The organism is Mesorhizobium sp. G2-6-1 (assembly GCF_055809095.1).
In genome coordinates, this window is the sequence record NZ_CM147896.1 from 2,476,916 (window position 1) to 2,502,087 (window position 25,172).

The window sequence follows — 25,172 nt, forward strand, 5'->3', positions numbered from 1 at the left end:
ATTGAAACCTGGAAGCAGTTTATTCCTAATGTCCGAACATAAGGCGCTGCGGTCATGCCGCCTTGCGCTGGTGCAAGCTCGCGGCGTTTCGTGCCAGAGCCTCGATCTGGTCCCATTTGCCATCCGTGACCAATTCATCGGGAGCGACCCAGGAGCCGCCAACGCAAATGACGTTTGGCAGGCTCAGATAGTCACCGGCGTTGTTTGCGCTGACGCCTCCCGTCGGGCAGAATTTTACATCGGAAAGAGGTGAAGCCAGAGCCTTGAGAAATGGCGCGCCGCCAGCCTGCTCTGCTGGGAAAAATTTCAGAAAGCGCAGACCGGCTTCGCGTGCGGCCATTATTTCCCCCGGCGTTATCGCACCGGGCAGGAAGGGAACGTCACTGTTATTAGAGGCTGCGAGCAATTGTGGCGTGATGCCGGGGCTGACGATGAATCTGGAGCCGGCAGATGCTGCGGCTTCAAATTGCCGAGCGTCCAGAATGGTTCCGGCCCCGACGATTGCTTCCTCGACCTCAGCGGCAACGCGCCTGATCGCCTCAAGCGCATCAACGGTTCTAAGTGTGATCTCGATTGCCGGAAGTCCGCCGCGCGCCAGCGCACGAGCCAATGGAACGGCGTCGGCAATGTTGGTTATCTTCAATACCGGAATAACTGGCTGGCCATTGAGAAGTGCTGGGAAATCTTCGGTTTTCGGCATGGGTGGACCTTCGCGGAGGCTTCAGAATTCACAATTCAACCGATTTAACAGAAGCGGCATTGTGAGTCCACGAGGGTGTGCCGGTGCTCACATTCGGCTGGAAAATTTCTTGATGAGCAAAACAAGGAACGAAAAGAACCGGATGATCGTGCTTTGTGCAGGTCGCGATGTGTGGAGGGCCGTTCTCGTCTTTTTGCCCACTATACCATCAGCACGAAGACCGTGGTCAGACTGGAATCGGGTGGTGGCGGCAAGGGTCGCTCCACCAAAGATACCATCGGCGTCCACCGGATAACCGTGTGCAGTGAGGCTGTGTTGCAGATCGACAATTGCGCTGCTGCGCGCGCCGCGTCGCAGGACTGCCGGTTGCACGGTTGCCGGACCACCAGTCGATTGGTCGCTGCTATAGCGGCGGTAGGCGTCGGCAATCTTCAGGTGGTAGGCGCTCTTTTTGTAGGCCGGGCCGTTGTAGCCCAGTGCAAATGCCTGCCAATCATGTGTGCGCAATGCACTAGCAAGGCCGGATTTTTCGATTAAGCGGACCATCAACATTATCTGACCGGTTGCGCCGGAGCGCGCGTCTGCGACAAGCGCATCGACACTGGCGTAACCCAACCATGCCCAATGCGCACCCATGACCTGCCCGAGACCCCAGGAAACCGACTCGTAGGCGGCGTTCTTGTCGATGGAAGCGGCCTGCCGCAACAATTGCCAACGACCAGCTTGCGTCGGTGGATTGGCAATGGTGCCTGCCACGGGAGAGGCAAGACCGAGTTTACGTGCATTCGTGCGCCGATCTCCGCTTAGCCTCCGGTCGAAATAGTGCGCTTCAAAGCGGATCAGCGGTTCTTCTGCGCCATCGACAATGGCAAATACATTGCCTGCGCTTTCAACTTCGGCAACCGCCAGCAGACTTGCCGGTTCAATGTCGGCATCAGTGGCCGCTGCAGTGATTTCACGGATGACGCTTAGGCTGAACATGATTGGCTCTATCCCCGGCTGTGTTCGTGGAGGAATTGTCAGGGGTCGGGATCAGGTGGGGACAAATGATATGGGTTCGTTTCGGGTTCGCCAGCCAACGCACTGAATAACAAGCATGGTTTTTGTTTATCGAAATTTGTGATGTGGCTTGAATCCACGCCTGCGACGCGATACCGCCTATCGCCATGACCGCTTGCGCCACTCAGCAGACATACAGCGTTGCCGCGCTCTACCGGTTTTGCCGGTTGGCGCGCTTTGAAAGCCTGCGCTCGCCGCTTGCTGCTTTCTGTCGTGAGAACGGCATAAAGGGTACGCTGTTATTGGCCCCGGAAGGCATCAATGGCACGATTGCCGGAACGGAAGATGGTATTTCTGAAGCGATCGCCTATTTGCGGTCCATCCCCGAATTTGAAGGTCTTGAGGTCAAGTTCAGCAATTCGTCCGATATGCCCTTTCATCGCATGAAGGTGCGGCTCAAGCGCGAAATCGTCACGATGGGCGTCGAGACGATTGACCCGATGCAAAGCGTTGGCGCCTATGTTGCGCCTGGAGACTGGAATGCGCTGATTTCCAATCCTGATACCGTCGTCATCGACACGCGGAATTCTTACGAAGTGTCGATTGGGACATTCAAGGGCGCGATTGACCCTGAAACGACGAGTTTTCGCGAATTTCCGGAATGGGTGGAAAAGCATCGTGAAGAACTCGACGGTAAACAGGTGGCCATGTTCTGCACCGGAGGTATCCGTTGCGAGAAGGCGACCGCATATCTGAAATCTCTTGGCATCAGGGATGTTTTCCACCTCAAGGGCGGCATACTCAAATATCTGGAGGACGTTCCAGACAACCAAAGCCTGTGGCAGGGCGAATGCTTCGTTTTCGACGAGCGTGTTTCGGTGTCGCACGGGCTCGTCGAAGGTGACATTGAGCTTTGCAGGGCATGCCGGCATCCCTTGACGCCAGATGAGCGACTTTCGCCAAAATATGTAACGGGCATTTCGTGTTCGCATTGTCATGACACGCGCACAGAAGCTGATCGGGCGCGCTATGCTGAGCGTCAACGGCAGGTCGAGATCGCCGAACGGCGAGGCAAGGGCCGCCATATCGGCAATTGACGGGTGTCGGCAAAGCGGTTGTGCGTCATTGTAATGTCAAGGTTTGAAACCTACCTCATCAATGCGTGAAATGAGCCCGCGCCGGGCCAACTCTGGAGGTACTGATGTTCGATCCCAAGAAACTGCTTGACGATCTGCTTGGCTCCACGATTCCAGGCACCGCGTCCACCGTGCGCGAAAAAGCAGGGCAAGCGGCTCAATACGCAAAGGACAATCCATTGGCTGCAGGCGCGCTGGCCGCAGTGCTGCTTGGGACGGGGGCAGGTCGTCGGGTTACTGGCACTGCCGTCAGGCTCGGTGGGTTGGCGGCAATCGGCGGGCTCGCCTACAAGGCCTATCAGAATTATCAGAATGGCAAGGCACCGGCTGACACATCAGTTAATGGTGAGCCGGAATTGTTGCCTGCTCCCACGGATACCGCGTTTCATCCTTCACAAGCACCGCAAGGTGAAAGTGAGTTTGCGCTGATGCTGGTGCGGGCGATGATTGCCGCTGCCAAGGCAGATGGCCGCATTGATGATGAAGAGCGACGCAAGATCGGCGACAAGCTTAGCCTGTCCGGCCTTGGAGCGGATGTCGAGACCTTTTTGAGGACCGAATTGGAAGCGCCGCTTGATGTCGATTCTCTCGTGGCTGCTGCCCAGACTGAAGCTCAAAGGGTGGAGCTTTATACAGCTTCCCGGCTTGCCGTTGATCCCGATACGCGTGCCGAGCGCGGCTATCTCGATCTTCTTGCAGGGCGTCTTGGTTTGCCGGATGCGCTGATCGAGCATGTGGAGGCAACTGTTTCGGCGGCAAAAGCGCCCGCATCGGCGACGCCCGAGAATACAGGTTCGCCGTGGTAGGGTGATCACTGTATAGGGAGAACGCGCGCAACTTCATTGCTGTGTTAGCAATTCGTTAACCCATCTGGCGCATCATTTTTGGCAGTCGGATCGGTTTTCCTCCTCCCAACTGGTCCAGATCGGGGCGGTCGCCAATGACCGCCCTTTTCCTTTCAGGTCACTGCGTTGAGTTGTCTCACGACACGCATATCCTGAAAACGCGCGAATGAGAGCAGTCATGGCAACCAATAGAACCGCTATTGTAACAGGAGCGGGCACCGGCGTTGGCAAGAGTGTTGCTAACGCCTTGCTCAAGGCTGGGTGGAATACGGTTTTTTGCGGCCGGCGCAAGGAACGCCTCGACGAAGCCGTGTCACAAGCAGGAACGACGGAGGCCGATGCCTTGGCCGTCGCGTGCGATATCAGCAAGGCTGATCAGGTTGAAGCGTTGTTTGATGCGGCGGTTTCTGCCTATGGGCGGGTCGATCTTCTCTTTAACAATGCAGGAATGAGCTACAAATCGACGTTGATCGACGAGATACCGGTCGATGTCTGGAACGATGTGGTAGGCGTCAACCTCACCGGCTCGTTTTTATGCGCGCGCCGCATTTGGTGTCATGCGTCATCAGCAACCCATGGGTGGACGCATCATCAACAATGGTTCGGTGTCGGCTTATGTACCGCGCCCTGGTTCCGTTCCTTATACCGCGACGAAGCACGCGATTACCGGTCTTACCAAAACATTGGCGCTGGACGGCAGGCCCTTCGACATCGCATGCGGCCAGATCGACATCGGCAATGCTTTGACGGAAATGGCAGCACCCATGACGGTTGGCGTGCCGCAGGCCAATGGCACGATCGCTGCCGAAGCGGTGATGGATGTTGACCGGATTGCGGATGCGGTCGTTCACATGGCAAGCCTGCCGCTTGATACTAATGTCCTGTTCATGACGGTAATGGCAACCAAGATGCCCTATGTCGGACGTGGATGAGGGGTGATGAGGGCTGAAGACTGCTTCAGCCCATGCCTTTCGCTAGAAATCTTTCAATCCGCTCCAGTGCGCGTAGGATATTTTCTTCCGAGTTGGCATAGGAAAGGCGCATATAGCCTTCGCCCAATATCCCGAAATCCGGACCTCCGATCAACGCGACCCCCTCTTCTTCGAGCAGGGCGGCGGCCAGTTTTTTGGCCTTCCAGCCGGTCTCGGCGATATTGGGGAATGCGTAGAATGCCCCTTTGGCGTGATGCAGGAAACGCCGGGCAAAGCGTTCAAGCCCTCGACCACCACTTTGCGGCGGCGGTCAAAGGCACGCATCATCTTCTCAACCTCGTCTTGAGGTCCGTCGATGGCGGCAATGCCGGCGTGTTGGCTTGGGGCGTTGACACAGGACCAGCAATTGACCGCCAGCTTGCGCACCTTGTCATAGAGATGGGCGCTTGGCCCGGTGTTCGGCCAGATTGACCATCCCATCCGCCAGCCGGTCATTGCCCAGGTCTTGGACCAGCCATTGAGCACAATAAGGCGGTCGCGAATTTCAGGAAACTGCAACAGCGAACAGTGTTCTTGTGCGTCATAAGTCATGACGTCATATATTTCGTCGGAAAGGATTGCCACATCCGGGTGGGCTTCCAAACCTTTGACGAGCTTTTTAATTTCGTTTCCAGGCGTCACGCCGCCGGTTGGATTGGCAGGTGAATTCAAAATCAGGAGACGTGTCCTGGGCGTAATCAGCGCAAGCGTTTCCTCGGCAGAAAAGGCAAAGCCGTTTTCCTCACGGATCGGCACGGGGACGGGCTTTGCTCCGGTAAATTCGATCATCGAACGATAAATGGGGAAACCGGGGTCAGGATAGAGAATTTCGGCACCCTCCTCGCCAAACATCAAAATTGCCGCAAACATGGTGGGCTTGCCGCCGGGCAGGATCATGATATTTTCCGGCGATATTTCCACACCGGTGGTGGTATGTGTCCGGCGCGCGACCGCCTCACGTGTGGCCAGCAGGCCATTTGCCGGTGTGTAGCCATGATGGCCATCGCGCAAAGCCTTGATCGCTGCCTCGACGATGTGTTCGGGGGTCTGGAAATCGGGCTGACCGATGCCCAGATTGACAATGTCTCGTCCTTCGTGGGCAAGTGCGGTGGCTCGTGCCAGAACCGCGAACGCATTTTCCTCGCCGAGACGATCGAAAGCCGAAATTGTGTGGAGCATTTTTCCTGTCCGTTTGGTTCTTACCGCCTGGATGCTTTCATGTGAGCCTGCTGCAGCAATGTCAAATGGAATGGAGTGGGCCTGTGACTGATGAAGCTTTGAGGGGATGGCAGCCGCGTCCACGGCCCGAACGCAAGGTTATGGAGGGGCGTTTCGTGCGGCTTGAACCACTGGATTCAACCTCGCATGGCGACGGTCTTTATGAAGCTTCTGCTGTGCCTGACGCGGCAACGCGATTTCGCTGGCTTTTCGAGGAACCGCCCGTCAGCCGTGAGGCATTTCAGTTGTGGCTGGCTAAAGCCGAGACAAGTCTGGACCCGTTGGTATTTGCCGTCATCGACAAGGCCACCGGCAAGGTTGCGGGCCGTCAGACGCTGATGCGGATCAAGCCGGTTCATGGGGTTATCGAAATCGGCAGTATTTATTGGGGGCCGCTCATGTCTCGCAAACCCGCAGCGACGGAAGCGCAGTTCCTGTTTACGCGATACGCGTTCGACGATCTGGGATATCGGCGCTACGAGTGGAAATGTGACAATGACAACGCGCCGTCAAAGCGGGCTGCCGAGCGGTTCGGCTTCAAGTTCGAAGGCATCTTCCGCCAGCATATGGTGGTAAAAGACAAGAATCGCGACACAGCATGGTATGCGATACTCGACGAGGAATGGCCTGCACTGCGAAAGGCATATGAGGCATGGCTTTCTCCCGAAAATTTCGATGGCGAGGGTCAGCAAAAAAGACGGCTTGAGGACTACCGCGCCGACTTCGGTGCCTGAAAGGCAAGCAAAGAATGGCACACACGCATCCCCACGACGATGGATCGCATGATCACAGCCACGGTATTGGTGGCGGGCATGTACATGGTTCGACCGACAAGGGCAGGGTGCTGATTGTCGCCTGCCTGACCGGCGGGTTCATGATTGCCGAAGCCCTGGGTGGGTGGCTTACCGGGTCGCTCGCTCTTCTGGCCGATGCCGGCCACATGCTGACCGATAGTCTGGCGCTCGGCCTTGCCTGGTATGCGTTTCACCTTGCAGAGCGGCCCGCCACGGGCCGCCTGACCTATGGGTTTGGCCGGGTCAAAACGCTGGTTGCCTATACCAACGGTGTCGCCATATTCGTGATCGCGCTCTGGATCGTCTATGAAGCCTGGCAACGCTTTGTCGATCCGCCTCCGGTTCTTGGCGGACCGATGCTGGTTATTGCTACGATTGGGTTGGTCGTCAACATTGTCGGATTTCTTGTCTTGCACGGGGGTGATCGTGAGAGCCTGAATATGCGCGGTGCGCTGTTGCATGTGCTGGGCGATCTGCTTGGCTCGGTTGCGGCCATTGCCGCGGCCATTGTCATTCTCGCTACGGGCTGGACCCCGATCGACCCAATCCTATCAGTGTTCGTGGCGGTGATTATCCTGTCTACCGCGTGGAAACTGATGCGTGAGGCCGCCCATTTGCTTCTTGAAGGCGCGCCTGCAAGTTTGGACAGGGACGACATCGTTGATGATCTGGAGGCAAATATTGCCGGATTGCGCGAGGTACACCACATGCATGTGTGGTCGCTTGACGGGACCAAGAACATAGCAACTCTGCATGCCTGCCTCGACAATGGTGTTGATGCGCATCAGGCTGTCAGTGCAATCAAGAAACGGCTTGCTGCCAGTCATGGGATCAGTCATGCGACCGTTGAGCCGGAGTTCGAGCATTGCGCCGATAGCGTGGACGAGCATGATCATTCACATGATGGAGCCGCGTCTTTTGGTCATAGCCGTTAGAGGCGGAACAATGATACATGGGTTCCATATTCAAGCTGAGTTTTGATGATGGATCGTGAAACCAGAAGCACGGTAATTGCGGCCTTCCTGATCGTGGTGGGGTTCGCAGCCTTTGCATATTATCTTCCCACGATAATGCTGGCGGCTGGCAGTGTGTCGACACTGCTGGCAATTGCAGTTGCCGTTGTCTTCCTGTTCATTTTGTTTGTGTTGTTCTGGCTGCGTGGACGTAGCCAACGCAGCCGTGGGGACTGACATGCGCGTCCTGATCACAGGTGCAGCCGGTATGATCGGCCGCAAATTGACTGCGCGATTGATCGGTGATGGCGAACTATGTGGCCGGAAGATATCTGCGCTCGACCTGCACGATATTGTCGACGTGCAAGCACCAATACAGGCAGGGATAAAGACCGCCACCCATACCAGAGATATGGCCTCACCTGGCGCGGCCGCAGCATTGATCGCGTCACGACCCGATATGATTTTTCACCTTGCCAGTGTCGTCTCGGGTGAGGCGGAAGCGAATTACGAACTTGGCTACCGGGTCAATCTGGACGGCACCCGCTCGCTCCTTGATGCGATCAGAGAAGCCGCCTACAAACCGCGCCTCGTCTTCACGTCGTCAATTGCCGTATTTGGAGCCCCCTTTCCAAAGCTTATCCCTGACGACTACCACCAAACGCCTTTGACATCTTATGGCACGCAGAAGCTGGTTGGTGAGGCATTGCTTGCCGATTATACGCGGCGCGGTTTTCTTGATGGCGTCGGTATCCGGCTTCCCACGATTTGTGTTCGACCGGGCAAACCCAACAAGGCGGCGTCCAGCTTTTTTCCGGTATCATCCGCGAACCGCTCAACGGTATCGAGGCAATATTGCCTGTGCCTCGCGCGGTAATACACACGCATGCCAGCCCGCGCTCCGCAGTGAATTTTCTTGTTCACGCAGCGCAAATCGACGGAGAGATGGTGGGGCCGCATCGCAACCTTACCATGCCAGGAGTCGGGGTTAGCGTTGGTGAACAGATCGAGGCATTGGAGCGGATCGCTGGTCGCGAAGTGGTGGAATTGATTCGTGAGGAGCGTGACGAGGCAATCTGGTCGATTGTCAAAAACTGGCCAACCCGGTTCGAGGCGCGGCGAGCAAAAGAACTCGGGTTCAAGGCGGAAACGACCTTTGATGAAATTATCCGCGCCTATATCGACGACGAGTTAGGCGAACGGCACTAACACATTGTGTCGTGACCTGGATGCTCCAGCATTTTAATGGAGCATGGGACTTAGCCGAGAGGCGGATTCCACTTTCGGTCCCGCACCCTTGATTGGCAATCAATATATTGATTCTGGAAACATCTTTAGCTTTTTGTTTTTGCAGTATTTTCAGGATCGAGTTTTTCAGGCGCTGAGACTTGCCGACAGGAGCAGCAAACCCAGCACGAAAATAAAAGCGGCGCCGCCAATCTCGACTGCGGTATGGATACGGTTCCCGAGTTTGCCGCCACCAGCAAGCAGCACGGCCCAGTTCTTGGCACTCACAGCCAAAATTGCCAAAGCTGAAACGGTGATCGCAGTTCCCATTGCCATGGCAAGCACCGAGAGAATGCCGGCGGCCCACAACCCGTTCAGCAAAGCAAATGAAAGGACGATGAGTGCGCCTGAACAGGGGCGGATGCCAACGGCTGCGACGGCTGACCATGCGGTGCGCCAATCAAAGCGGTCGCCAGTAAGCAGGGCAGGATCGGGGGCGTGCGAGTGGCCGCAGGTTGAACAGATGTCTCCATCATGGCTGTGTCCATCATCATGGAGATGGTGATCGTGGCCATGGTGATGGTTAGGGTGGGCGGCTGACAGATCGTGGGCAGGGCTTGCGCCGAACAGGCGGCGGATTGCCGGCCCGGCTTTTCTCCATAAAAGCCACGCACCAAAAGCGGTGACAAATACATAGCTGGTAATCTCAAGGAACCATGCCGCATCGGTCATCGAAACTGATGTACCGCGCAGGATGAAATAGGCGAGCAGCATCACCACAATTGCTGTCACTGCCTGCAAAAGCGCGGACACAAATGAGAGCAATACGCCGCGCCGCAGCGCCACCTCATTGGCTACCATGTAAGACGATATAACTGCTTTGCCGTGGCCGGGGCCGGCAGCGTGGAAAATGCCATAGGCAAATGACAAGCCGACGAGCAGCCACAATTTGCTGCCATCGGTGCGCATGGCTTTCATCGCTGCAGCCAGTGACCGGTAGAACGCTTGCTGGTGCTGGTTGATCCATAAGAGCCAGTGCGCAAACAAGCCGGTTGAGGGAACCATTGTGTCATTGGTGCCGATGCCGAGAGAGCTTTGCGCATGGGCGTTTGTGACCAGATGGATTGCCAGAAAGGCAAGCACCATGCGTGGGAGCGTTATCTTCAATGGCATGTCTTCACGCCTGGCAGTTGAGTTCGAGCTTGGTCGCAAAAATCTTGCTCATATCGGTGCCGGTCGGGTCATTGAAGAAGGCGTCCGTCAGTGAACTCTGATTTTGAGAGATCGCGGTGTCGGGGTCGGGGCGAATGACGGTTTTCGTGCAATTTGAGGGCAAGCCGTCGACCGCCATATTGGCATCTTCGGTGAAATCGATGGCCGTGTAGAAGGTTGGATCATAGACACCGAAATCGATCTTGCCCGACAGATTGATTGGCGTTGCCGGTTCGGATTCGAACAGGATGATGAGTTGATCGCCGTCGATATTGGCCATGAGATGCGTGGGAGCATTCATCTTCACGTCTTTGCCGTTGACCGTGACGAGTTGGAAATAATCATATTCGGCAAGTGAAGCAAAGACAGTGTCGGCCACGTCTTTCAACTCACCGTCATCCAGTTTCAGGTCGGAGTTCTTGTCGAACTCCAGCATCACCGTGCTGGTGAACAGATCATCGAAGCGCCACAGATGCCTGAGCGACTTTACCGACCGGTGATCCGCATTCAGTTCAACGTCAAGACGCGCTTCGGCAAAAACGTGGGGGTGCACGCGCGCGGGCGTTGTCGTGGTCAGAAGTGTCGTCGAGACCAGGGCCGTCATGAGTGATAGGTATTTCAGGTGCATGTCAGGCGCGAATCCTTGCGACGATGAATTCAGCGACGATCACCATAAAACGGGCGAATTTGGGACCAGTGAGGTTTCTTCTTGCTCAGTTTTTTCATATGCCTTGAACCACTGGGCAAGGAAATCGACAAAAACACGTACCTTTGCCGGCAGGTAGCGCCGATGCGGGTAGACTGCAAAGATGCCGCCACCTTCAGGAACCCGCTCATCCATGATGGGAACCAGAGTGCCCTTGGCGATTTCGGGAGCCGCGATGAAGTCGGGCAATACCGTGAAGCCCAATCCTGAAACAGCGGCGGCGCGTGCTGCCATCGGACTGTTGACCTCAATCGGACCCGACACGGCGATGCTGATCATATCGCCGGTTTCACTGCGGAAGGGCCAGTTGGTGAGCCAGCGCCCGTTGGTGTCGATGATGCATGGCAGGCGAGCGAAGTCTTGCGGACGTGTGGGCATGCCATGTTTGGCAATCAGTTCTGGAGAGCCGCAGATACGAACAGAAAACGGTGCCAGCCGTTTGGCAATGAGCGATGAGTTTTCAAGCCGAGAGATACGAATTGCCAGGTCGAAGCCTTCTTCGACAAGGTCGACAAAACGGTCGTCCAGATGAATGTCGAGGACGATGTCTGCGTGATCCTTGGCAAAGTCCACCAGCGACTGGCCAATCGGTGCGTCGGCGAATGTACGCGGGGCCGACAATTTTATCCGTCCGCGCACGTCGCCAGAGGATTCGCGAACCGTTTCGGAAAGAGTGTCTACCTCGCGCACGATTTCCGAGGCGCGCCGGTAATAGGTGTGGCCGGTTTCGGTCAGTGAGAACTGGCGGGTGGTGCGATTGAGCAGAAGTGCGCCCAACTCATCTTCCAGTTCACGCACATATTTCGACAAAAGCGCCTTGGAGCGACCAATCTTGCGTGCGGCGGCGGAGAAGCCTTCTGCCTCGACCACATCGATGAAAGCGCGCATTCGGGTCAGCGTATCCATGCGGTCTTATATCCTTATTGAATACCGGAAGTATGGAGGCTTGGCGAATCATTGATACGCCTCATCGCAGCCGTGTTTTGGTTACGTCGTATTGCAAACTGGCGACAGGGATTTGGCGACGATCGGCTGCCAATTCAAGGCAAAAAGGGCGCGCATGACGCAGATATTGGAGAAGATGCGCGATACCCGATTAACGGGCGATGCAGATTTTTCAGTTTTCCGGCAGAATTCTATTGATTGTGAAAGACAATTTCCCTATATCGCGCTTGCCCAAAGTCGCACGTGCCTGTGGGTGTCCGCTGATCCTCGAATGGCGAGGAAATCGGTAAGGTAACTGGAGCTAACCCCTCCAGTCGGTTTAGCGGCCAACCGCAAAATCGAGGACATCTTGAAGCAACGACGGTGCGGGCCTTTCTGGTTCTCTTCCGGCTGTCCAAAAGCCGGGGTTACTGAAGAGGCACACCATCATTGCCGGCAGTGCGGACGGGTCTTCTCCCTCAGAGATATCCTGACCAAGCCAAGGCAGACAAAGCGAGCCGAGGCCGGGCAAGGCCAAGGTTCACCGCCGCGAGACGGTATTTCATGGTTCCGGTGTTTCCACCGGCTGGTTCCGTGGAATTTCGTATCGCCTTTGTCCATTGCGTACTCATACGGCTGATGGCCGGTGTTTGCGCAGCCTTTGTGCACGCTTGAAAAGCGTGTTTGGAGAGACCTATGGCCACTCAGCGTATCCTCGATTTCCTCGCCACCCGACGTCCCGGCGGTCCTTGCCTGGTTGTCGATCTCGATGTCGTGCGTGACAATTACCAGGCTTTCGAAAGGGCAATTCCGGGTTCGCGTATCTATTATGCCGTGAAGGCGAACCCGGCCCCGGAAATCTTGCGCTTGCTCGCGTCGATGGGATCATCCTTCGATACGGCATCCGTTGCCGAAGTCGAGATGGCGCTTGATGCTGGCGCGTCTGCATCGCGCATTTCATTTGGCAACACCATCAAGAAAGAGCGCGACATTCTTCGCGCATACGAACTGGGTATCCGCCTTTTTGCCGTTGATTGCGTCGAAGAAGTTGAAAAGGTCGCCCGCGCGGCCCCTGGTTCACGCGTTTTTTGCCGCGTTTTGACGGACGGCGAAGGTGCCGAATGGCCGCTTTCGCGTAAATTCGGTTGCGTGCCGGCAATGGCTGTCGATGTGCTGCGGCGCGCGCGCGCGCTTGGCCTTGACGCTTATGGGGTATCTTTCCACGTTGGGTCGCAGCAAACCGATCTGGCGGCCTGGGATCGTGCCCTGAATGATGCAGCGCAGGTGTTTGCTATCCTGGCCAATGAAGGCATTGTGCTTAAGATGGTCAATATGGGCGGTGGATTTCCGACGCGCTACCTGAAGGATGTACCTGAAGCCAAGGCTTATGGGCAGGCGATATTCGATGCGCTGTCCAGGCATTTCGGCAATCGTATTCCCGAGACAATCATTGAGCCGGGCCGTGGCATGGTGGGCAATGCAGGCGTCATCAAGTCTGAAGTCGTGCTGATTTCAAAGAAGGCCGACAATGACAATTTGCGCTGGGTCTATCTCGATATCGGCAAATTCGGTGGGCTTGCCGAGACGATGGATGAAGCCATTCGCTATCCAATTCTAACCCGGTACGATGGTAGCGAAGTCGCGCCATGTGTTCTTGCCGGACCCACATGCGATTCTGCTGACGTGATGTATGAGAAAACGCCTTATCCGTTGCCTCTGTCCCTGACCATTGGTGATGAGGTTCTGATCGAGGGAACGGGTGCCTACACAACCACCTATTCCGCGGTTGCCTTCAACGGTTTTGAGCCTCTGCGATCATATGTGATCTGAGAGCGCACTCGGCGTTCGATTTCGCATATTGGAACATTGTCCGCTTATGAAGGAATGCGGAAATGCAACTTGCCAGGACACTACCGGTTTTCGCGCCGGGTTTTACCATTGTTGCCGAAACTGGCGCTGATAAAAGCGTGCGTGAGGCGCTACTCGACCGTGCAATGGGCTTGGGGCGCAAGCGCAAGTCGTCCGAGAAGCTCAGGCGCAACTGCCGCCCATCGGAGGGACTTTCTTTTGCCGCCCGCGATGCGTCGGGCGCCATCGTTGGTTCAGTGCGGTTGTGGGATATCGCGTTGGGAGAGGGTGGGGCGCCGGCTCTGCTGCTTGGCCCGCTTGCCGTCGATTCGGGGTGGAAGAATGCGGGTATTGGCTCGGCGTTGATGCGCCACGCCATTTGTGAAGCCACGCGCCTTGGTCATTGTGCTATTCTATTGGTTGGCGATGCTGCCTATTATGGGCGTTTCGGCTTTTCCTCGGGCAAGACCGGGGCACTTGCCATGCCCGGTCCCTATGAACCGCATCGCTTGCTGGCGCTTGAGCTGACCTGTGGTGCCATGAACGATGCTAAAGGAACGCTCAAAGCGATGGGGCGAAAGGAAGCTTCTTCGAAAGCTATTGCGGCTTGAAAACCTGGGGTGCCGATTGAAGACATGGCACCGTCGCCACAAATGAGAACCACATCGAGAAACGCCGCCATCACGGGCGGCGTTTGCGAGTTCATGAAGATGCCTGATTGGGCGTATGTGCTATTCAGCCGATCAACTGGCTAAGAGCCATGGCCACCGACATATCGCCATCAACCTTCAGTTTGCCGTTCATGAAAGCCATTGTCGGATTGAGATCACCTGCAATGAGTGATTCCAGATCGTCAAGTGTCAGGCTGATGGTACAATCCGCTGGCCCGTCATCGGTCGAAATGGTTGTGCCGTCGATGACAATGACGCCATCGCTGCCAGTGTCGAACTTGACTGATCGGTCGAAACCGGAACTGGCCACCTGGGGCTTGAGCTTGTCGGCGATGTCTTGAATGCTCATGGCATTTTTCCTTCACGGTTTACGCATATGCGCTTGTCTGATTTGATCCGGACATTGCCGTAGCGGTCCGGCGGCGAATGTCTGTGCGCCGTCGAGGGGACGTATAGCTATAAATTGACGTTTACGTCAATGTTACTGTGTGGTGAGTGACTTCGTTTCCAATGAATTTGGATTGATTTGGCCCTATATCATCATGATCTAATGCTCGGCGGATGCGTTCGTCTCGCTCGGGGTTTCCCTGGAAGGTCGCGTGCGGCGGCGAATGGCGTTGTCGCGAATATCGGCTTTCGACAGGAAGTCGATTTGGTCGACCAGAACTTCACTTATCAGGTCGGTGCCGATGCGGGCATTGATCTTGTCGCGAATGTTTTTTCGGAAATCGTCCAGATCGATCGTCGACTTGTCCGCAATGTCGATTTGTGGATTGCCATAAAGATAGGAATAGACTTCATCTGTGATGAGAGCGGACGCCGGGACTGACAGTTTTGCCAGCTTCGCAGACTCGACCGTATATACGAGCTTTGTCAGGAAATAGCCTTCAACCTTGGAATTGTGGACGAAGGGGACGGTCATGACATCGCTGGTGATGGACTCCAGACCGCCAAGGAATGGCTTCGGCGGTTCGCCGCTTTGCTGCGTGGCTGTGGTTTGAAACGAATAGAAGACCGCTCCGACGGTAGCGGCACAAATCCATAGGGCTGCGACGATAAATTTGACCATCGAACTATGTCATCTCGCTCATGTACGAGACCATCCGAACTCACCAGCGGAATAGGTGCCGTCGGCTTCCGCACTTTGTATCGCATTCTTCAAGAGGTTCGCGACTTCGTTGACGGCGCTCAAATGAGCAAGGATTGCTGCTTCGTTCTTTTCCAGCTTGTGGCGCAGGCGCGTAAGGCCATCGCGATGCTGCGATGCTATTTCCACGTTGCTGGCACCTTTCATGGCGCGGTTCAGCTCATAGAGATGCCTGCTTTTCCTCGCATTCGAGGCTTTGATGTCAAAATTGGCATCGGTACGGATGCCTGCTGTTTCTTCTTCGACTGCCTCCTCGATGCGCCCGATGATCGCGGCGAGGTTGCTGGGTACGGGAGGCGATGGAGGCGGCTCGTGAACGGCCGTTCGTGCCGGGAGGTTCGATGCGAATTGCGAATAATCACTCATCAGTTACGCTTTCGTACGTGTTTCATCGGTGAGCCCGTTATCACCTAGTGATCTCGTCATTTTCATCTGGAATTCTTGAACCATTGAGGTTGAGAGGCGTGTTTTGTCGTCGATGGCGGCTCCTTGAAGACCGGTTGAAACCGGACCAATCGGCATTTTGCGCTTGCCGTCCATATAGTGATCGGCCAGCAGCGAATTGGCGATGCCGATACCGCCACGATCGGCCATGACATCGGCAAGCCGTTGGGCAAGTTGTGATTTCCACATGTCACCCGCAAGACCCTTGCCATAGACGCCTTCGGTGCCTTTCGGCAGCATGTTCTGGATGAATGTCTGCAAGACCATCGCTTCAAACCGCTTGAATTTGTCAGCCGGATTCGCGTTCTGCGTATCTGTGTCCATAGATGTGCGTGAGATTGCTGTCGCCTCACTAACCGAAAATGGTTCAGCGCTACCGCCTGCCCGTCGCATCAACTGGGCACGCGCTGCTGCGACCTCGGATGGATCCACGGCGCGTGCAACGTCGAGAACGATGTCGGTTGGTGGAGAAATCGCCAATAATCGTCACCTTCTGCCGGTTGTTGAGAGGATTATGGGCCAACAAGCTTGTGGCAGCCTGACTTTTATTCCGCCAAGGGGAAACTGCGGGGTAGAAGCAGCCGCTTCAGCGTTTAGACCGCCGTTGCTCAATGATATCGAGACGTTCACGGTCCGAGTGCTCGCGCTCCTCGCTTTGGCGTGCATCGCGATATGCGCGCTCAACCATATTGGCGCGCGCCGTGGCCGTGGCGATATTTTGCGCCTCGTGGCGCGCGCTCTCAAGATTGGCCTCGCTTCGTGCCGCAGCGCCAGCGATCCGTTGGTGATAGAGGTCGGGAAACAGGTCGGACAAGGTACCCGGCTGATCAAACCGTTTAATCAGTGCCGCGGCTTCCTCTTCGGCCGTTGCTGCTGCAGACAGGAAATTTGCATGGCGCGTTTCGTGCAAGGCTTTCAACTGCGCCTGCACATGGACGAGTTTCTTGAGGCGGTCTTTTCGCGAAGTCATGCGCTCTACCGTGCAAGCGTCATGTCAACGAAACCACTGACAAAGAGTGACAACATCGTACCGAAGGCGAAATAAACGATGATCAACCCTCCGGTGATGACGAAGGGCAGCGAGATGAAGTAGATAGGAATCTGCGGTGTGAGTTTGTTGACGAAGCCGATGGTCAGATTGACCAATATGGCATAGGCGATGAAAGGGCTGCCCAGACGAATGACCAGAAAGAAGCTTTCTGACAATGTGTCGGTGATATCTACGAGTGCTGTCTGGGGATTGAAGAAGACGTCGACCGGTGCGACGGCGTAGGATGTGACAAGCGCGCGGATTACCTCGTAATGGAAATCGAAGACAAAAAGTAAAAGCAGTGCCGAAAGCGAGATGATCGCAGCCAATGCTGCTTGCGGCTCGGCTTCCTCGATCGCTGGCCCGCCCATGCTGTTGAAGCCGATCAGCATGGCGATTGCGCCACCGATGAACCGCAGCGATTCCATATAGAGGCGCGTCATGGCGCCGATCAGGCCGCCGACAAGAAGTTCCGAAGCAATCATTGGCGCAAACACTTCGGGCCGCGTGTCGACGAACGGATAAATGCGGTCCCACAGGAAGGCCAGCAGACCGCCCGTTGCGGCAATGGCCACAAACAATCTGACCTGCAAGGGTACGCGTGCGCTGGAAAGCCCCGGCATTATCATGAAGCATGCGCCGATGCGGCAGAAAGCAAGGAATGCCGCAAGAACCGCACCTTGCGCCAGTGCACTCACGATATCGTACCAAGAACCCTGATCTCGACGCCTTTGGCAATCTCGACATGAGACAGAACGGGAAGCGTCGTGAACATGCGTTCGATGATCATGCGCACATAGGGACGGGCATCGGGCGCGGTGACCAATACGAAGCGTTCGCCCGTTTCGAGGTGCTTACGGATTGCCTTGGTGGCATCCTGGCCAAATTCCTCGAGTTGACGCGGGTCGATATCGAATTCGCGCACCTCGCCCTTACCGTCACGCTTCAGGCTTTGATGGAAGGCGAGATCCCAGCGGTTGCCAAGGCGCAACACCTTCAACACGCCACCCTCGGTGAGGTCCCCGCATATCTGCTGGGCCATGCGGATACGCACATGTTCAACGATCTGTTCGGTGCGGCGTACATGGGGTGCGATCTCGGCAATCGCTTCGATGATGAGGTGAAGGTTGCGGATCGATACGCGCTCCGCGAGAAGTAACTTCAGAACCGCCTGAAGGCCGGGATAAGAAATGTGAGAGGTGCAAATTTCGTCGCAGAGCTTCCTGTATTCGGGGTCCTGGCGTTCCAGCAATGCCTTCATGTCCTTGTAGGAAAGGAGTTGTGGCAGGTTGTTGCGGATCACTTCCGACAGGTGGGTCAGCAATACCGACATGTTGTCAGCATAGGTGAATTGCTCGCGCTTCAAATCTTCCGCAAAGGTTTCCATGACGGAGTAGGCGCGCATGCCAAAGGCTGGTTCGCGCACTTCCTCACCGGGAATATCGGGCAGTTCGCGTGTGCCCAGCAGCACCATGATCTCGCCCACCCGCATTTCGTATTCGGCGACAACGGTGCCGTGAATCTTGATTTGATAGCTCTTCGGCGGAATTGCAAAATCGTCCGTTAGCCGAATTTCAGGAACGACGAAGCCGTATTGTGTCGCAAATTTCTTGCGCATCTTCGACATGCGAAAGGCGAGTTCTTGATGTGAGGTCAACAGTCTCGTCGAAAGCTGCTTGCCAATCAGAAGCTCGATTTCAGCCGTGGCCAGTGAGGCTTTGACTGAATTCTTTTCTTCGTCGGCCTTGACCGCAGCCTCGCTTTGAACTGCCGCTTCCTTTTCGGCCAGTTCGCGGTTGAGGCGCATGGGGATAACGTAGCCCAACCCGGCCATTGCGGCGGCAAGAACGATGAACGGCATCATCGGCAGGCCGGGCATGACACCAAGCAAGGCGAGCAGGGTTGCTGCCACGTAGAGCGCGCGGGGGTGAGCGCCAAGTTGACCGAAAACGGCCTGGTTTGCCGAACCGCGTGTTCCTCCCTTGGAGACCAGCAGACCGGCGGCAAGAGAAACGATCAGGGCGGGTATCTGGGTGACGAGCCCATCGCCGACCGACAGCTTGATAAACACATTGGCGGCTTCAGCCATGCCCATGTCGTGGCGCAGATAACCGATGGCAATGCCGCCCACAATATTGATCGCGGTAATGAGGAGACCGGCAATGGCGTCGCCGCGAACGAATTTGGACGCGCCGTCCATCGAGCCGAAGAAGGAGGATTCTTCTTCGAGTTCCCGGCGGCGTAATTGCGCGGTCTTGTCGTCAATCATACCCGCAGAGAGATCGGCATCTATCGACATTTGCTTGCCGGGTATGGCGTCAAGTGTGAAACGGGCACCGACTTCGGCGATACGCGTCGCACCCTTGGTGATGACGATGAAATTCACCACGATGAGGATCAGAAACACGATCAGGCCGATGACGAAATCGCTCGACATGACCAGTGTTGCAAAGCCACTGATGACATAGCCGGCGGCGTGTGTCCCTTCGTTGCCATGTGAAAGGATCATGCGCGTCGTTGCGATGTTGAGCGACAGGCGCAGCATCGTTGCGATCAGGAGGATAGTAGGGAACGATGAAAAATCGAGCGGGCGATTGATCCAAAGCGCCACCATCAGGATCAATACTGAAAGCGCGATCGAAAAGGCCAGACCGACATCGATCAGGAAGGCCGGGATTGGCAGAAACAGAACCGCCAGAATGATGACGATACCAAGTGCAAAGAAGACGTCGCGACCGTTGCGCGCCGGCACTCCTGCATCGATACTCTCGCTGACCGCCATCTCGCCTCCGTACCAAGCGCTTAAGCCTGACCATCATTCATGACCTGGCGGGGCGCAAAACAGCACCCGATATTGCCGACACTAGGCTTCCAAGCTTGTGCGAAGGTGGGACGATGAAAATGCCAGATACCTCAAAGACTTGTGTTGGAGAATAAGACGCTGTAGTGCGACAGATGGCGCACTTGTGCCATTGGGCGTAAACTGTCTGATTTTCGCCACAAATTGCTGTTTACCGCAGCAATAATCTGTCATGAAATCAAATGGCTTCCTCCCTGTTTTGCAGTATGCGGTTGTGGGGTTCAGATAGGCCAAATTCCCCCTCTTTCGCGTCGCGGATCGCCGGTGTCATCCAACAACACATTTTTGCCAATGCCCGCAGGCTGCGTACTGTGGTGGTGGAGTCTTTGCCGCTGCTTCAGGCTCGTGGCGTGGCAGTTGTTATTCTTGCCGGCGTGGTCGGTGTGATGGCAGGTGCTTTGGTCAGGGCGATGAGCGAACTGGTGCAAACATTGCACTGGTTTCTTTTGGCTTGCAGCCGGGTGGGCGCCTCTCGGCGATGTTTTCACTGAACAGTTCGACCCAGGCACTCATGCCCGCTATTGGCGGGGCGATTTTGGGCCTTACCGTAATCTGGCTGCGGAAGAGAAGATATCGTACCCCTGTCGATCCGGTCGAGGCCAATGCGCTTTATGGGGGGCGCATGTCGCTTACTGATACCTGGATCATTGCTATCCAGACGATGATTTCAAGCGGCTTTGGCGCTTCGGTCGGCCTGGAGGCAGGCTATACGCAGGTGGGTTCAGGCTTGGCGTCGCGGCTGGCCAAAACGTTCAAACTGCGGCGCAATGATGTGCGCATTCTCGTCGGCAGTGGTGCAGCAGGTGCCATTGCGGCTGCATTCGATGCGCCGTTGACTGGCGCATTTTATGGATTTGAGCTGGTGATAGCCGTCTATTCGATTGCCAATCTGGCACCTGTGATGACAGCGGCCGTCAGTGCTTCGCTGACAGCGGAGATATTTGGCGGTGCGCCATTTCCGCTTGAACTCAACGGTCTGCCAGCACTAACGCCCAGCCAGTATATTCCGTTCTTGTTGCTGGGGTTGATCGGTGGCGGTGCTTCCATTGCCATCATGTATCTGGTGACCCAAACGGAGCGCGTATTTGCCCGCCTTTCTATCGACCCGTCACTTCGCCCCTTTATCGGTGGATGCGTTGTGGGTCTGCTTGGCCTGATAACACCGCAGGTTCTGTCAAGCGGACATGGCGCGCTACACAGGGAATTTGCGATGAATTACGGTCTGGCGACAGTTGCCAGCGTGTTCGTGTTGAAACTTGCCGCGTCCAGCATCTCTCTGGGATCGGGCTTTCGTGGCGGGCTGTTTTTTGCCTCGCTGTTTCTTGGAGCGTTGCTCGGAAAAATCTTTGCCGGTGTGATGATTCTGGTTGCTCCCAAGATGGGAATTGAACCAGATGTCGCTGCTGTCGTCGGCATGACCTCGCTTGCGGTGGGTGTTGTTGGCGGGCCGTTGACGATGACCTTTCTGGCACTTGAATCGACGCGCGACCTGACGCTGACCGGGGTGGTTCTCGCAGCCTCGATCATGGCTGCCATACTGGTTCGCGAAACCTTTGGATATTCGTTCTCGACGTGGCGTTTTCATCTGCGTGGTGAAACGATCCGCAGTGCCCATGACGTCGGCTGGATGCGTAGTCTGACGGTCGCCTCGCTGATGCGTCAGGATGTTCGAACGATACTCGCATCGACGACACTTGCCGAATTTCGTGAGCAAGTACCAATCGGGTCGGCCCAGCGAATTGTCGCTGTGGATGCCGATGGAAACTATTCAGGCGTCTTGATCGTTGCCGAAGTTTATAGCGCTCCTGCAACGGACACCAGTTCCGTCCTGACTCTGGCGAAGTTCAAGGACGCATTTCTGGTGCCGACAATGAACGTCCAGTCGGCTGCTGAAATTTTTCAGCGGGAAGGCAGCGAAGAACTGGCCGTGGTCAAGAGCTTCACCGATCCGTCAGTTGTCGGCCTTGTCACTGAAGGACATCTGATGCGCCGCTACGCAGAAGAACTCGACAAAGCACGGCGAGATTTATCGGGCGAGGGATAGAGCGGTTCATGCTTTGATTGAACCGCTCCAAATGTTGTCTTTGCGCAAACCCTAACGGCAAACCACTGCACACTTTTCCCGGAATTGCTCTCGCGCATTAGATCAATGAAGGTCGATCGGCCCCTTGGGTGTGACGATTGCGGGTTCGGCACTTGTCGGGCGCTCGATCATGCGGCGGACATGCGGCCTCTCGGTGCCGCTGTGCAATGCGCGAATACGTTGCGTTATCTCTGCGTCGGCATGGGTGGCGCGCGTGTTGTGGCGAACATATTCGAGCCATGTCGGGGTATGGTATGTTTCAATCCAGATATCCGGATTTTCCAGATCGCGGGCCAATGTCCAGTTGCGGGCGCCGTCGCGACGGCGGATGCGGCCGCGTTCAGCCATGAGTGTGATGAATTCGGGCAGGTTTTCTTCCCGTATCAAATACTCGATCGTGATCGCAATCGGGCCGCTGCGTGGCTTGAGGTCAAGTGAAAGGAGCGGTTCCGTCCACCGGTTGAGGGGGTCGAGATTTGCCGTTATCAGTTGGGGCAGGGGAACGAAAAAGCCAAGCGCGCCACCGGCCAGCATTGTTACACCGGCTGCAATCAAGGCGGCTTCCACGCCATAGGCCTCAGCGGCGGCACCCCACACCCAGCTACCTAGTGCAATTCCACCAAAAGTGGCCATCTGATAGATGGAAAGCGCCCGGCCAACGACCCACCGAGGCGTTGATAACTGGACGGTGACATTGAAATGCGACAGCGCCAGCACCCAGCACGCACCACCGATGAGCAGGCCAAAGCTGGTCTGCCATGCCTGCGTGCCGAGCGCCGCGATCCACGCGCATATTGCGAAGCCGGCAAAAGCGCAGCGCACCATGGTTTCGCTGGCTAATATCTGGCGAAGTTTTCCGCTCAGCAGCGCGCCGCCCACGGCGCCGAGGCCGAACGCGCCGAGCATGATGCCGTAGGTGAGGGGGCCGCCTAGGACCAGATCGCGGGCAACCAATGGAAGCAGCGCGAGGATAGAACCGGTGGTGAAACCGAATATGGAGGCGCGCAGCGAGACATTGGCGATGTTGGGCGACATGGCAACATAACGTATTCCAGCACCCATGGCTGCTGCGAGCGTTTCGCGTGGCAATTGCGCTTCGAGCAATTGTGGCCTCCAGCGAAACAATACGAAGATCAGTCCAACATAGCTTGCAGCATTGGCGGCGAAGGCGGCTGAGGCACCGGCGGCGGCGACGATGATGCCGCCAATGGCCGGGCCAACGCTGCGGGTGAGGTTGAACCCCATTGAATTGAGAGCAACGGCGGCCGGCAAATCGGGGCGAGGCACCATATCGCCGACCGAGGCTTGCCATGAGGGATTGTTGAGGGCCGTGCCGCAGCCAATCAGGAATGTGAAGCCAAGCAACAGCCACGGTGTCAGCAATCCATAATAGGCGAACAGGGTGAGCAGGATCGAAACGACGAACATGAAGCACTGCGCGATCAGCATGACGTGTCGTCTGCCAAAGCTATCGGCAATCGCGCCCGCCACGAGTGAAAACAACATTACCGGCAAAGCGGTCGACGCCTGGACAAGAGCAACCATTCCTGTCGATGTCGAGATGGATGTCATCAACCAGGCCGCACCGACGCCTTGAATCAGGCTGCCGAAATTCGATGCCAGGCTGGCACTCCAGACATTGCGAAAGACAGCATGACGAAATGGCGCAAGAGTCGAGCGGGGGCCGTCTTGCGGTTCGTCGTCGATCATGCGTGTTGTTCCGCGTTCATTGCGGTGCTCGTCACCTTTGTCAGAAGTCTATTATTGTGCCTTGTTGTCACAATAGACGATGGGAGCGCAATGGGAGAACGCGTTTGCACACCGTTGTGGTTGGCAAATAGGTCACGGACTTCGTCAGAAGCCGGTCTGGACCCGCTCAAATATCACGTTGGTGAAAGCTGAAATCTGGCTGCCGATAAAGGGCCCCGTCAAAGCGACGACCAGCATGATCGCGACGATTTTCGGCACGAAAGTCAGGGTAATCTCCTGAATTTGCGTGAGTGCCTGAATGAGCGCAATGCCGATGCCGACCGCCATTGCGACCAGCACTACCGGCGCGGAAGCGGTAAGCACCGTCCACACCGCATACTGCATGATATCGAGCGCGTCAGCTTCATTCATGGGTAATAGTTTATGCCATTGCAACAGTATGAAAAGACATCAAATCTTGCGGTCATTTCACACAGTTGATTCCTGCGGTCACAAAATTCAACTGGCGTCTTTGACTGTGACGCCCGGCCCCACAGTCACTTCGCTGCCATCTTGCAACACCGCGATAAGACCGCCAGTTGCCAGACGAACCTCCTTGACGGTGCCGGTCGTTCCTCCGTCGGCGGACGTTAGTGAGTGTCCGATCAGCGAATCGGCTTGTGCAAGTGCCGAAGATTGCAAAATCTGGTCGAGTTTGGTGTTGGTTTGAACCGTCTGCTCGACCTGGGAGAAGGTTGCGAGTTGCGACACATACTGCGTCGAATCCATCGGCTTTGTGGGGTCCTGGTTCTTCATCTGGGCAATCATGAGTTTCAGGAACGAGTTGTAATCGACGGATGTCTTCGACTTGGCCGTGGTCTGATTGGCCCCAGCCGGTATTGTCGTGGTCATGTCTACATTCATGGTCAGCGCGCTCCCACGGCTATCGGGCGATCCATGCCCATATTGTTGTCATCGCCTTGAAGGACACTCTGTTCCAACGGATAGAGCGAGCGAATAGCCTTCAATGCCTCGAATACATGGTCCTCGCTGACCATGCGGTCGACCTGCTTGAGTGTGTTGCAGATGTGTTCGTCCTTGAAGCTTGCTAGCATCAGCGGCAGGGAGCGGCGAAACATTTCGCGTGCTTCGCTTGCACCTTCGGGCGTCATGAGGATGATCTGCAATATGAAATAGAGCTGCCTGAGTGGCGTGGACGCCTCTTCAGGTTGCAGCACATGGCTTTCGAGCAGGAATTGCACATCGTTGAGAAGTTCCACTGTCACCTTGCGGTCGACGCGGATGACCGCACCGTTCAGATAGATTTTTTCATTCGGCTTTAGCGAAAGCTTGAATGTATTGTTCATTGAATACCGTCCCGTATGATTTGCGAGACTTCGATGATGCCCTCGAAGTTGTCGGTGCGCCCCTGGCGGATATCCTCGGCTTCGCGCAATACCCATAATCCGATCGAGATCAGATTGGCGCGAAGCTCTTTTGGCAAAGCATTTTCACTGGAGCCGAGATCTTCGACAAATGTCGTCCACACGCGATTGGTGAAATGCAGCGCTTCGATAGCTTCCTGCGTTTCATGTCCGACAGCTGCGGCCGCTGTCAGCAAATCGATGGAGCGGGTGATAAGCTGGCGTTCGCGATCCTTTGCATCGGCAACGGAGTCAGTCTGTATGTCGGCATAGGAGAATTGATACATCGCT

At 55.9% G+C, this 25,172-nt stretch carries 24 protein-coding genes and 4 pseudogenes; 10 read left to right on the forward strand and 18 right to left on the reverse strand.

The features are described 5' to 3' along the window. Positions 1-52: 52 nt before the first annotated feature. Together AC0L7S_RS11900 and AC0L7S_RS11905 are read right to left on the reverse strand one after the other, a co-directional pair. Positions 53-700 (reverse strand): 2-dehydro-3-deoxy-phosphogluconate aldolase, encoded by a 648-nt coding sequence (locus AC0L7S_RS11900; RefSeq protein ID WP_473471134.1) that lies wholly within the window; start codon positions 698-700, stop codon positions 53-55. A gap of 87 nt (positions 701-787) precedes the next feature. Continuing rightward, positions 788-1,681 (reverse strand): N-acetylmuramidase domain-containing protein, encoded by an 894-nt coding sequence (locus AC0L7S_RS11905; RefSeq protein WP_473471136.1) that lies wholly within the window; start codon positions 1,679-1,681, stop codon positions 788-790. Between the two features lie 185 nt (positions 1,682-1,866). Here AC0L7S_RS11905 and trhO point away from each other — a divergent pair, with 185 nt between their 5' ends. From trhO to AC0L7S_RS11920, 3 genes and pseudogenes are all read left to right on the forward strand, one after another. Next, positions 1,867-2,796, forward strand: coding sequence for an oxygen-dependent tRNA uridine(34) hydroxylase TrhO (gene trhO, locus AC0L7S_RS11910; RefSeq protein WP_473471138.1), 930 nt, complete (start codon positions 1,867-1,869; stop codon positions 2,794-2,796). Between the two features lie 104 nt (positions 2,797-2,900). Then, positions 2,901-3,641 carry a tellurite resistance TerB family protein gene (locus AC0L7S_RS11915; protein ID WP_473471140.1) on the forward strand — a complete coding sequence of 247 codons (741 nt, stop codon included), beginning with the start codon at positions 2,901-2,903 and terminating at the stop codon, positions 3,639-3,641. Between the two features lie 217 nt (positions 3,642-3,858). Continuing rightward, a pseudogene (locus tag AC0L7S_RS11920) lies at positions 3,859-4,612 on the forward strand (SDR family oxidoreductase). A 25-nt stretch (positions 4,613-4,637) separates the two neighbouring features. Here the strand turns inward: AC0L7S_RS11920 and AC0L7S_RS11925 are convergent. Further along, positions 4,638-5,830, reverse strand: a pseudogene (locus tag AC0L7S_RS11925) (pyridoxal phosphate-dependent aminotransferase). A gap of 140 nt (positions 5,831-5,970) precedes the next feature. Between AC0L7S_RS11925 and AC0L7S_RS11930 the strand changes: the two are divergent. From AC0L7S_RS11930 to denD, 4 genes and pseudogenes are all read left to right on the forward strand, one after another. Further along, a complete protein-coding gene (locus AC0L7S_RS11930) occupies positions 5,971-6,603 on the forward strand; it encodes a GNAT family N-acetyltransferase (RefSeq protein ID WP_473474278.1) in 633 nt (210 codons plus the stop codon). A 14-nt stretch (positions 6,604-6,617) separates the two neighbouring features. Further along, positions 6,618-7,598 carry a cation diffusion facilitator family transporter gene (locus AC0L7S_RS11935; RefSeq protein WP_473471141.1) on the forward strand — a complete coding sequence of 327 codons (981 nt, stop codon included), beginning with the start codon at positions 6,618-6,620 and terminating at the stop codon, positions 7,596-7,598. Positions 7,599-7,643: 45 nt separating this feature from the next. Continuing rightward, the gene (locus AC0L7S_RS11940) at positions 7,644-7,853 is read left to right on the forward strand and encodes a hypothetical protein (RefSeq protein ID WP_473471143.1); all 210 of its coding nucleotides are present in this window, start codon (positions 7,644-7,646) and stop codon (positions 7,851-7,853) included. Between the two features lies 1 nt (position 7,854). Next, positions 7,855-8,825: pseudogene (denD, locus tag AC0L7S_RS11945) on the forward strand (D-erythronate dehydrogenase). A 165-nt stretch (positions 8,826-8,990) separates the two neighbouring features. Here the strand turns inward: denD and AC0L7S_RS11950 are convergent. The 3 genes from AC0L7S_RS11950 to AC0L7S_RS11960 are packed head-to-tail and all read right to left on the reverse strand — an operon-like array spanning position 8,991 to position 11,667. After that, entirely contained in the window at positions 8,991-10,016 is a 1,026-nt protein-coding gene (locus AC0L7S_RS11950; protein WP_473471145.1) for a nickel/cobalt transporter, read from the reverse strand. A gap of 4 nt (positions 10,017-10,020) precedes the next feature. Continuing rightward, complete coding sequence (locus tag AC0L7S_RS11955) at positions 10,021-10,683, reverse strand: DUF1007 family protein (protein WP_473471147.1); 663 nt, start codon at positions 10,681-10,683, stop codon at positions 10,021-10,023. 39 nt (positions 10,684-10,722) lie between these two features. After that, entirely contained in the window at positions 10,723-11,667 is a 945-nt protein-coding gene (locus tag AC0L7S_RS11960) for a LysR family transcriptional regulator (protein WP_473471149.1), read from the reverse strand. Between the two features lie 714 nt (positions 11,668-12,381). Between AC0L7S_RS11960 and AC0L7S_RS11965 the strand changes: the two genes are divergently transcribed. Beyond that, positions 12,382-13,515, forward strand: a complete 1,134-nt coding sequence (locus AC0L7S_RS11965; protein ID WP_473471151.1) for a type III PLP-dependent enzyme — start codon at positions 12,382-12,384, stop codon at positions 13,513-13,515. 62 nt (positions 13,516-13,577) lie between these two features. Beyond that, positions 13,578-14,144, forward strand: coding sequence for a GNAT family N-acetyltransferase (locus AC0L7S_RS11970; RefSeq protein WP_473471153.1), 567 nt, complete (start codon positions 13,578-13,580; stop codon positions 14,142-14,144). A 124-nt stretch (positions 14,145-14,268) separates the two neighbouring features. On the opposite strand, the gene AC0L7S_RS11975 is transcribed toward AC0L7S_RS11970, so the two are convergent. From AC0L7S_RS11975 to flhA, 7 genes are all read right to left on the reverse strand, one after another. Beyond that, a complete protein-coding gene (locus tag AC0L7S_RS11975) occupies positions 14,269-14,553 on the reverse strand; it encodes an SCP2 sterol-binding domain-containing protein (RefSeq protein ID WP_473471155.1) in 285 nt (94 codons plus the stop codon). Positions 14,554-14,751: 198 nt separating this feature from the next. Further along, a complete protein-coding gene (locus tag AC0L7S_RS11980; RefSeq protein WP_473471157.1) occupies positions 14,752-15,273 on the reverse strand; it encodes a hypothetical protein in 522 nt (173 codons plus the stop codon). Between the two features lie 18 nt (positions 15,274-15,291). Continuing rightward, positions 15,292-15,717: a hypothetical protein gene (locus tag AC0L7S_RS11985; RefSeq protein WP_473471158.1), complete on the reverse strand. Its 426-nt coding sequence runs from the start codon at positions 15,715-15,717 to the stop codon at positions 15,292-15,294. A 3-nt stretch (positions 15,718-15,720) separates the two neighbouring features. Then, the gene (locus tag AC0L7S_RS11990; protein WP_473471160.1) at positions 15,721-16,275 is read right to left on the reverse strand and encodes a rod-binding protein; all 555 of its coding nucleotides are present in this window, start codon (positions 16,273-16,275) and stop codon (positions 15,721-15,723) included. 106 nt (positions 16,276-16,381) lie between these two features. Continuing rightward, positions 16,382-16,765 carry a hypothetical protein gene (locus AC0L7S_RS11995; RefSeq protein ID WP_473471162.1) on the reverse strand — a complete coding sequence of 128 codons (384 nt, stop codon included), beginning with the start codon at positions 16,763-16,765 and terminating at the stop codon, positions 16,382-16,384. Between the two features lie 5 nt (positions 16,766-16,770). Next, positions 16,771-17,523, reverse strand: coding sequence for a flagellar biosynthetic protein FliR (gene fliR, locus AC0L7S_RS12000; protein WP_473471164.1), 753 nt, complete (start codon positions 17,521-17,523; stop codon positions 16,771-16,773). Continuing rightward, positions 17,520-19,607 carry a flagellar biosynthesis protein FlhA gene (flhA, locus tag AC0L7S_RS12005; protein WP_473471165.1) on the reverse strand — a complete coding sequence of 696 codons (2,088 nt, stop codon included), beginning with the start codon at positions 19,605-19,607 and terminating at the stop codon, positions 17,520-17,522. Before flhA ends, fliR begins: the two co-directional genes overlap by 4 nt. Positions 19,608-19,966: 359 nt before the next feature. Here flhA and AC0L7S_RS12010 point away from each other — a divergent pair. Further along, a pseudogene (locus AC0L7S_RS12010) lies at positions 19,967-21,729 on the forward strand (chloride channel protein). 102 nt (positions 21,730-21,831) lie between these two features. On the opposite strand, the gene AC0L7S_RS12015 reads toward AC0L7S_RS12010, so the two are convergent. The 5 genes from AC0L7S_RS12015 to flaF all read right to left on the reverse strand — a co-directional run bounded on the left by AC0L7S_RS12015 (position 21,832) and on the right by flaF (position 25,168). Continuing rightward, positions 21,832-23,478 carry an MFS transporter gene (locus AC0L7S_RS12015; protein ID WP_473471167.1) on the reverse strand — a complete coding sequence of 549 codons (1,647 nt, stop codon included), beginning with the start codon at positions 23,476-23,478 and terminating at the stop codon, positions 21,832-21,834. Positions 23,479-23,622: 144 nt separating this feature from the next. After that, positions 23,623-23,889 carry a flagellar biosynthesis protein FliQ gene (gene fliQ, locus AC0L7S_RS12020; RefSeq protein WP_473471169.1) on the reverse strand — a complete coding sequence of 89 codons (267 nt, stop codon included), beginning with the start codon at positions 23,887-23,889 and terminating at the stop codon, positions 23,623-23,625. 87 nt (positions 23,890-23,976) lie between these two features. Next, positions 23,977-24,381 (reverse strand): flagellar hook assembly protein FlgD, encoded by a 405-nt coding sequence (gene flgD / locus AC0L7S_RS12025; protein WP_473471171.1) that lies wholly within the window; start codon positions 24,379-24,381, stop codon positions 23,977-23,979. Positions 24,382-24,383: 2 nt separating this feature from the next. Then, positions 24,384-24,824 (reverse strand): flagellar biosynthesis repressor FlbT, encoded by a 441-nt coding sequence (gene flbT / locus AC0L7S_RS12030; protein WP_473471173.1) that lies wholly within the window; start codon positions 24,822-24,824, stop codon positions 24,384-24,386. Beyond that, a complete protein-coding gene (flaF, locus tag AC0L7S_RS12035) occupies positions 24,821-25,168 on the reverse strand; it encodes a flagellar biosynthesis regulator FlaF (protein ID WP_473471174.1) in 348 nt (115 codons plus the stop codon). The genes flbT and flaF overlap by 4 nt, the downstream gene beginning before the upstream one ends. Between the last annotated feature and the right edge of the window lie 4 nt (positions 25,169-25,172).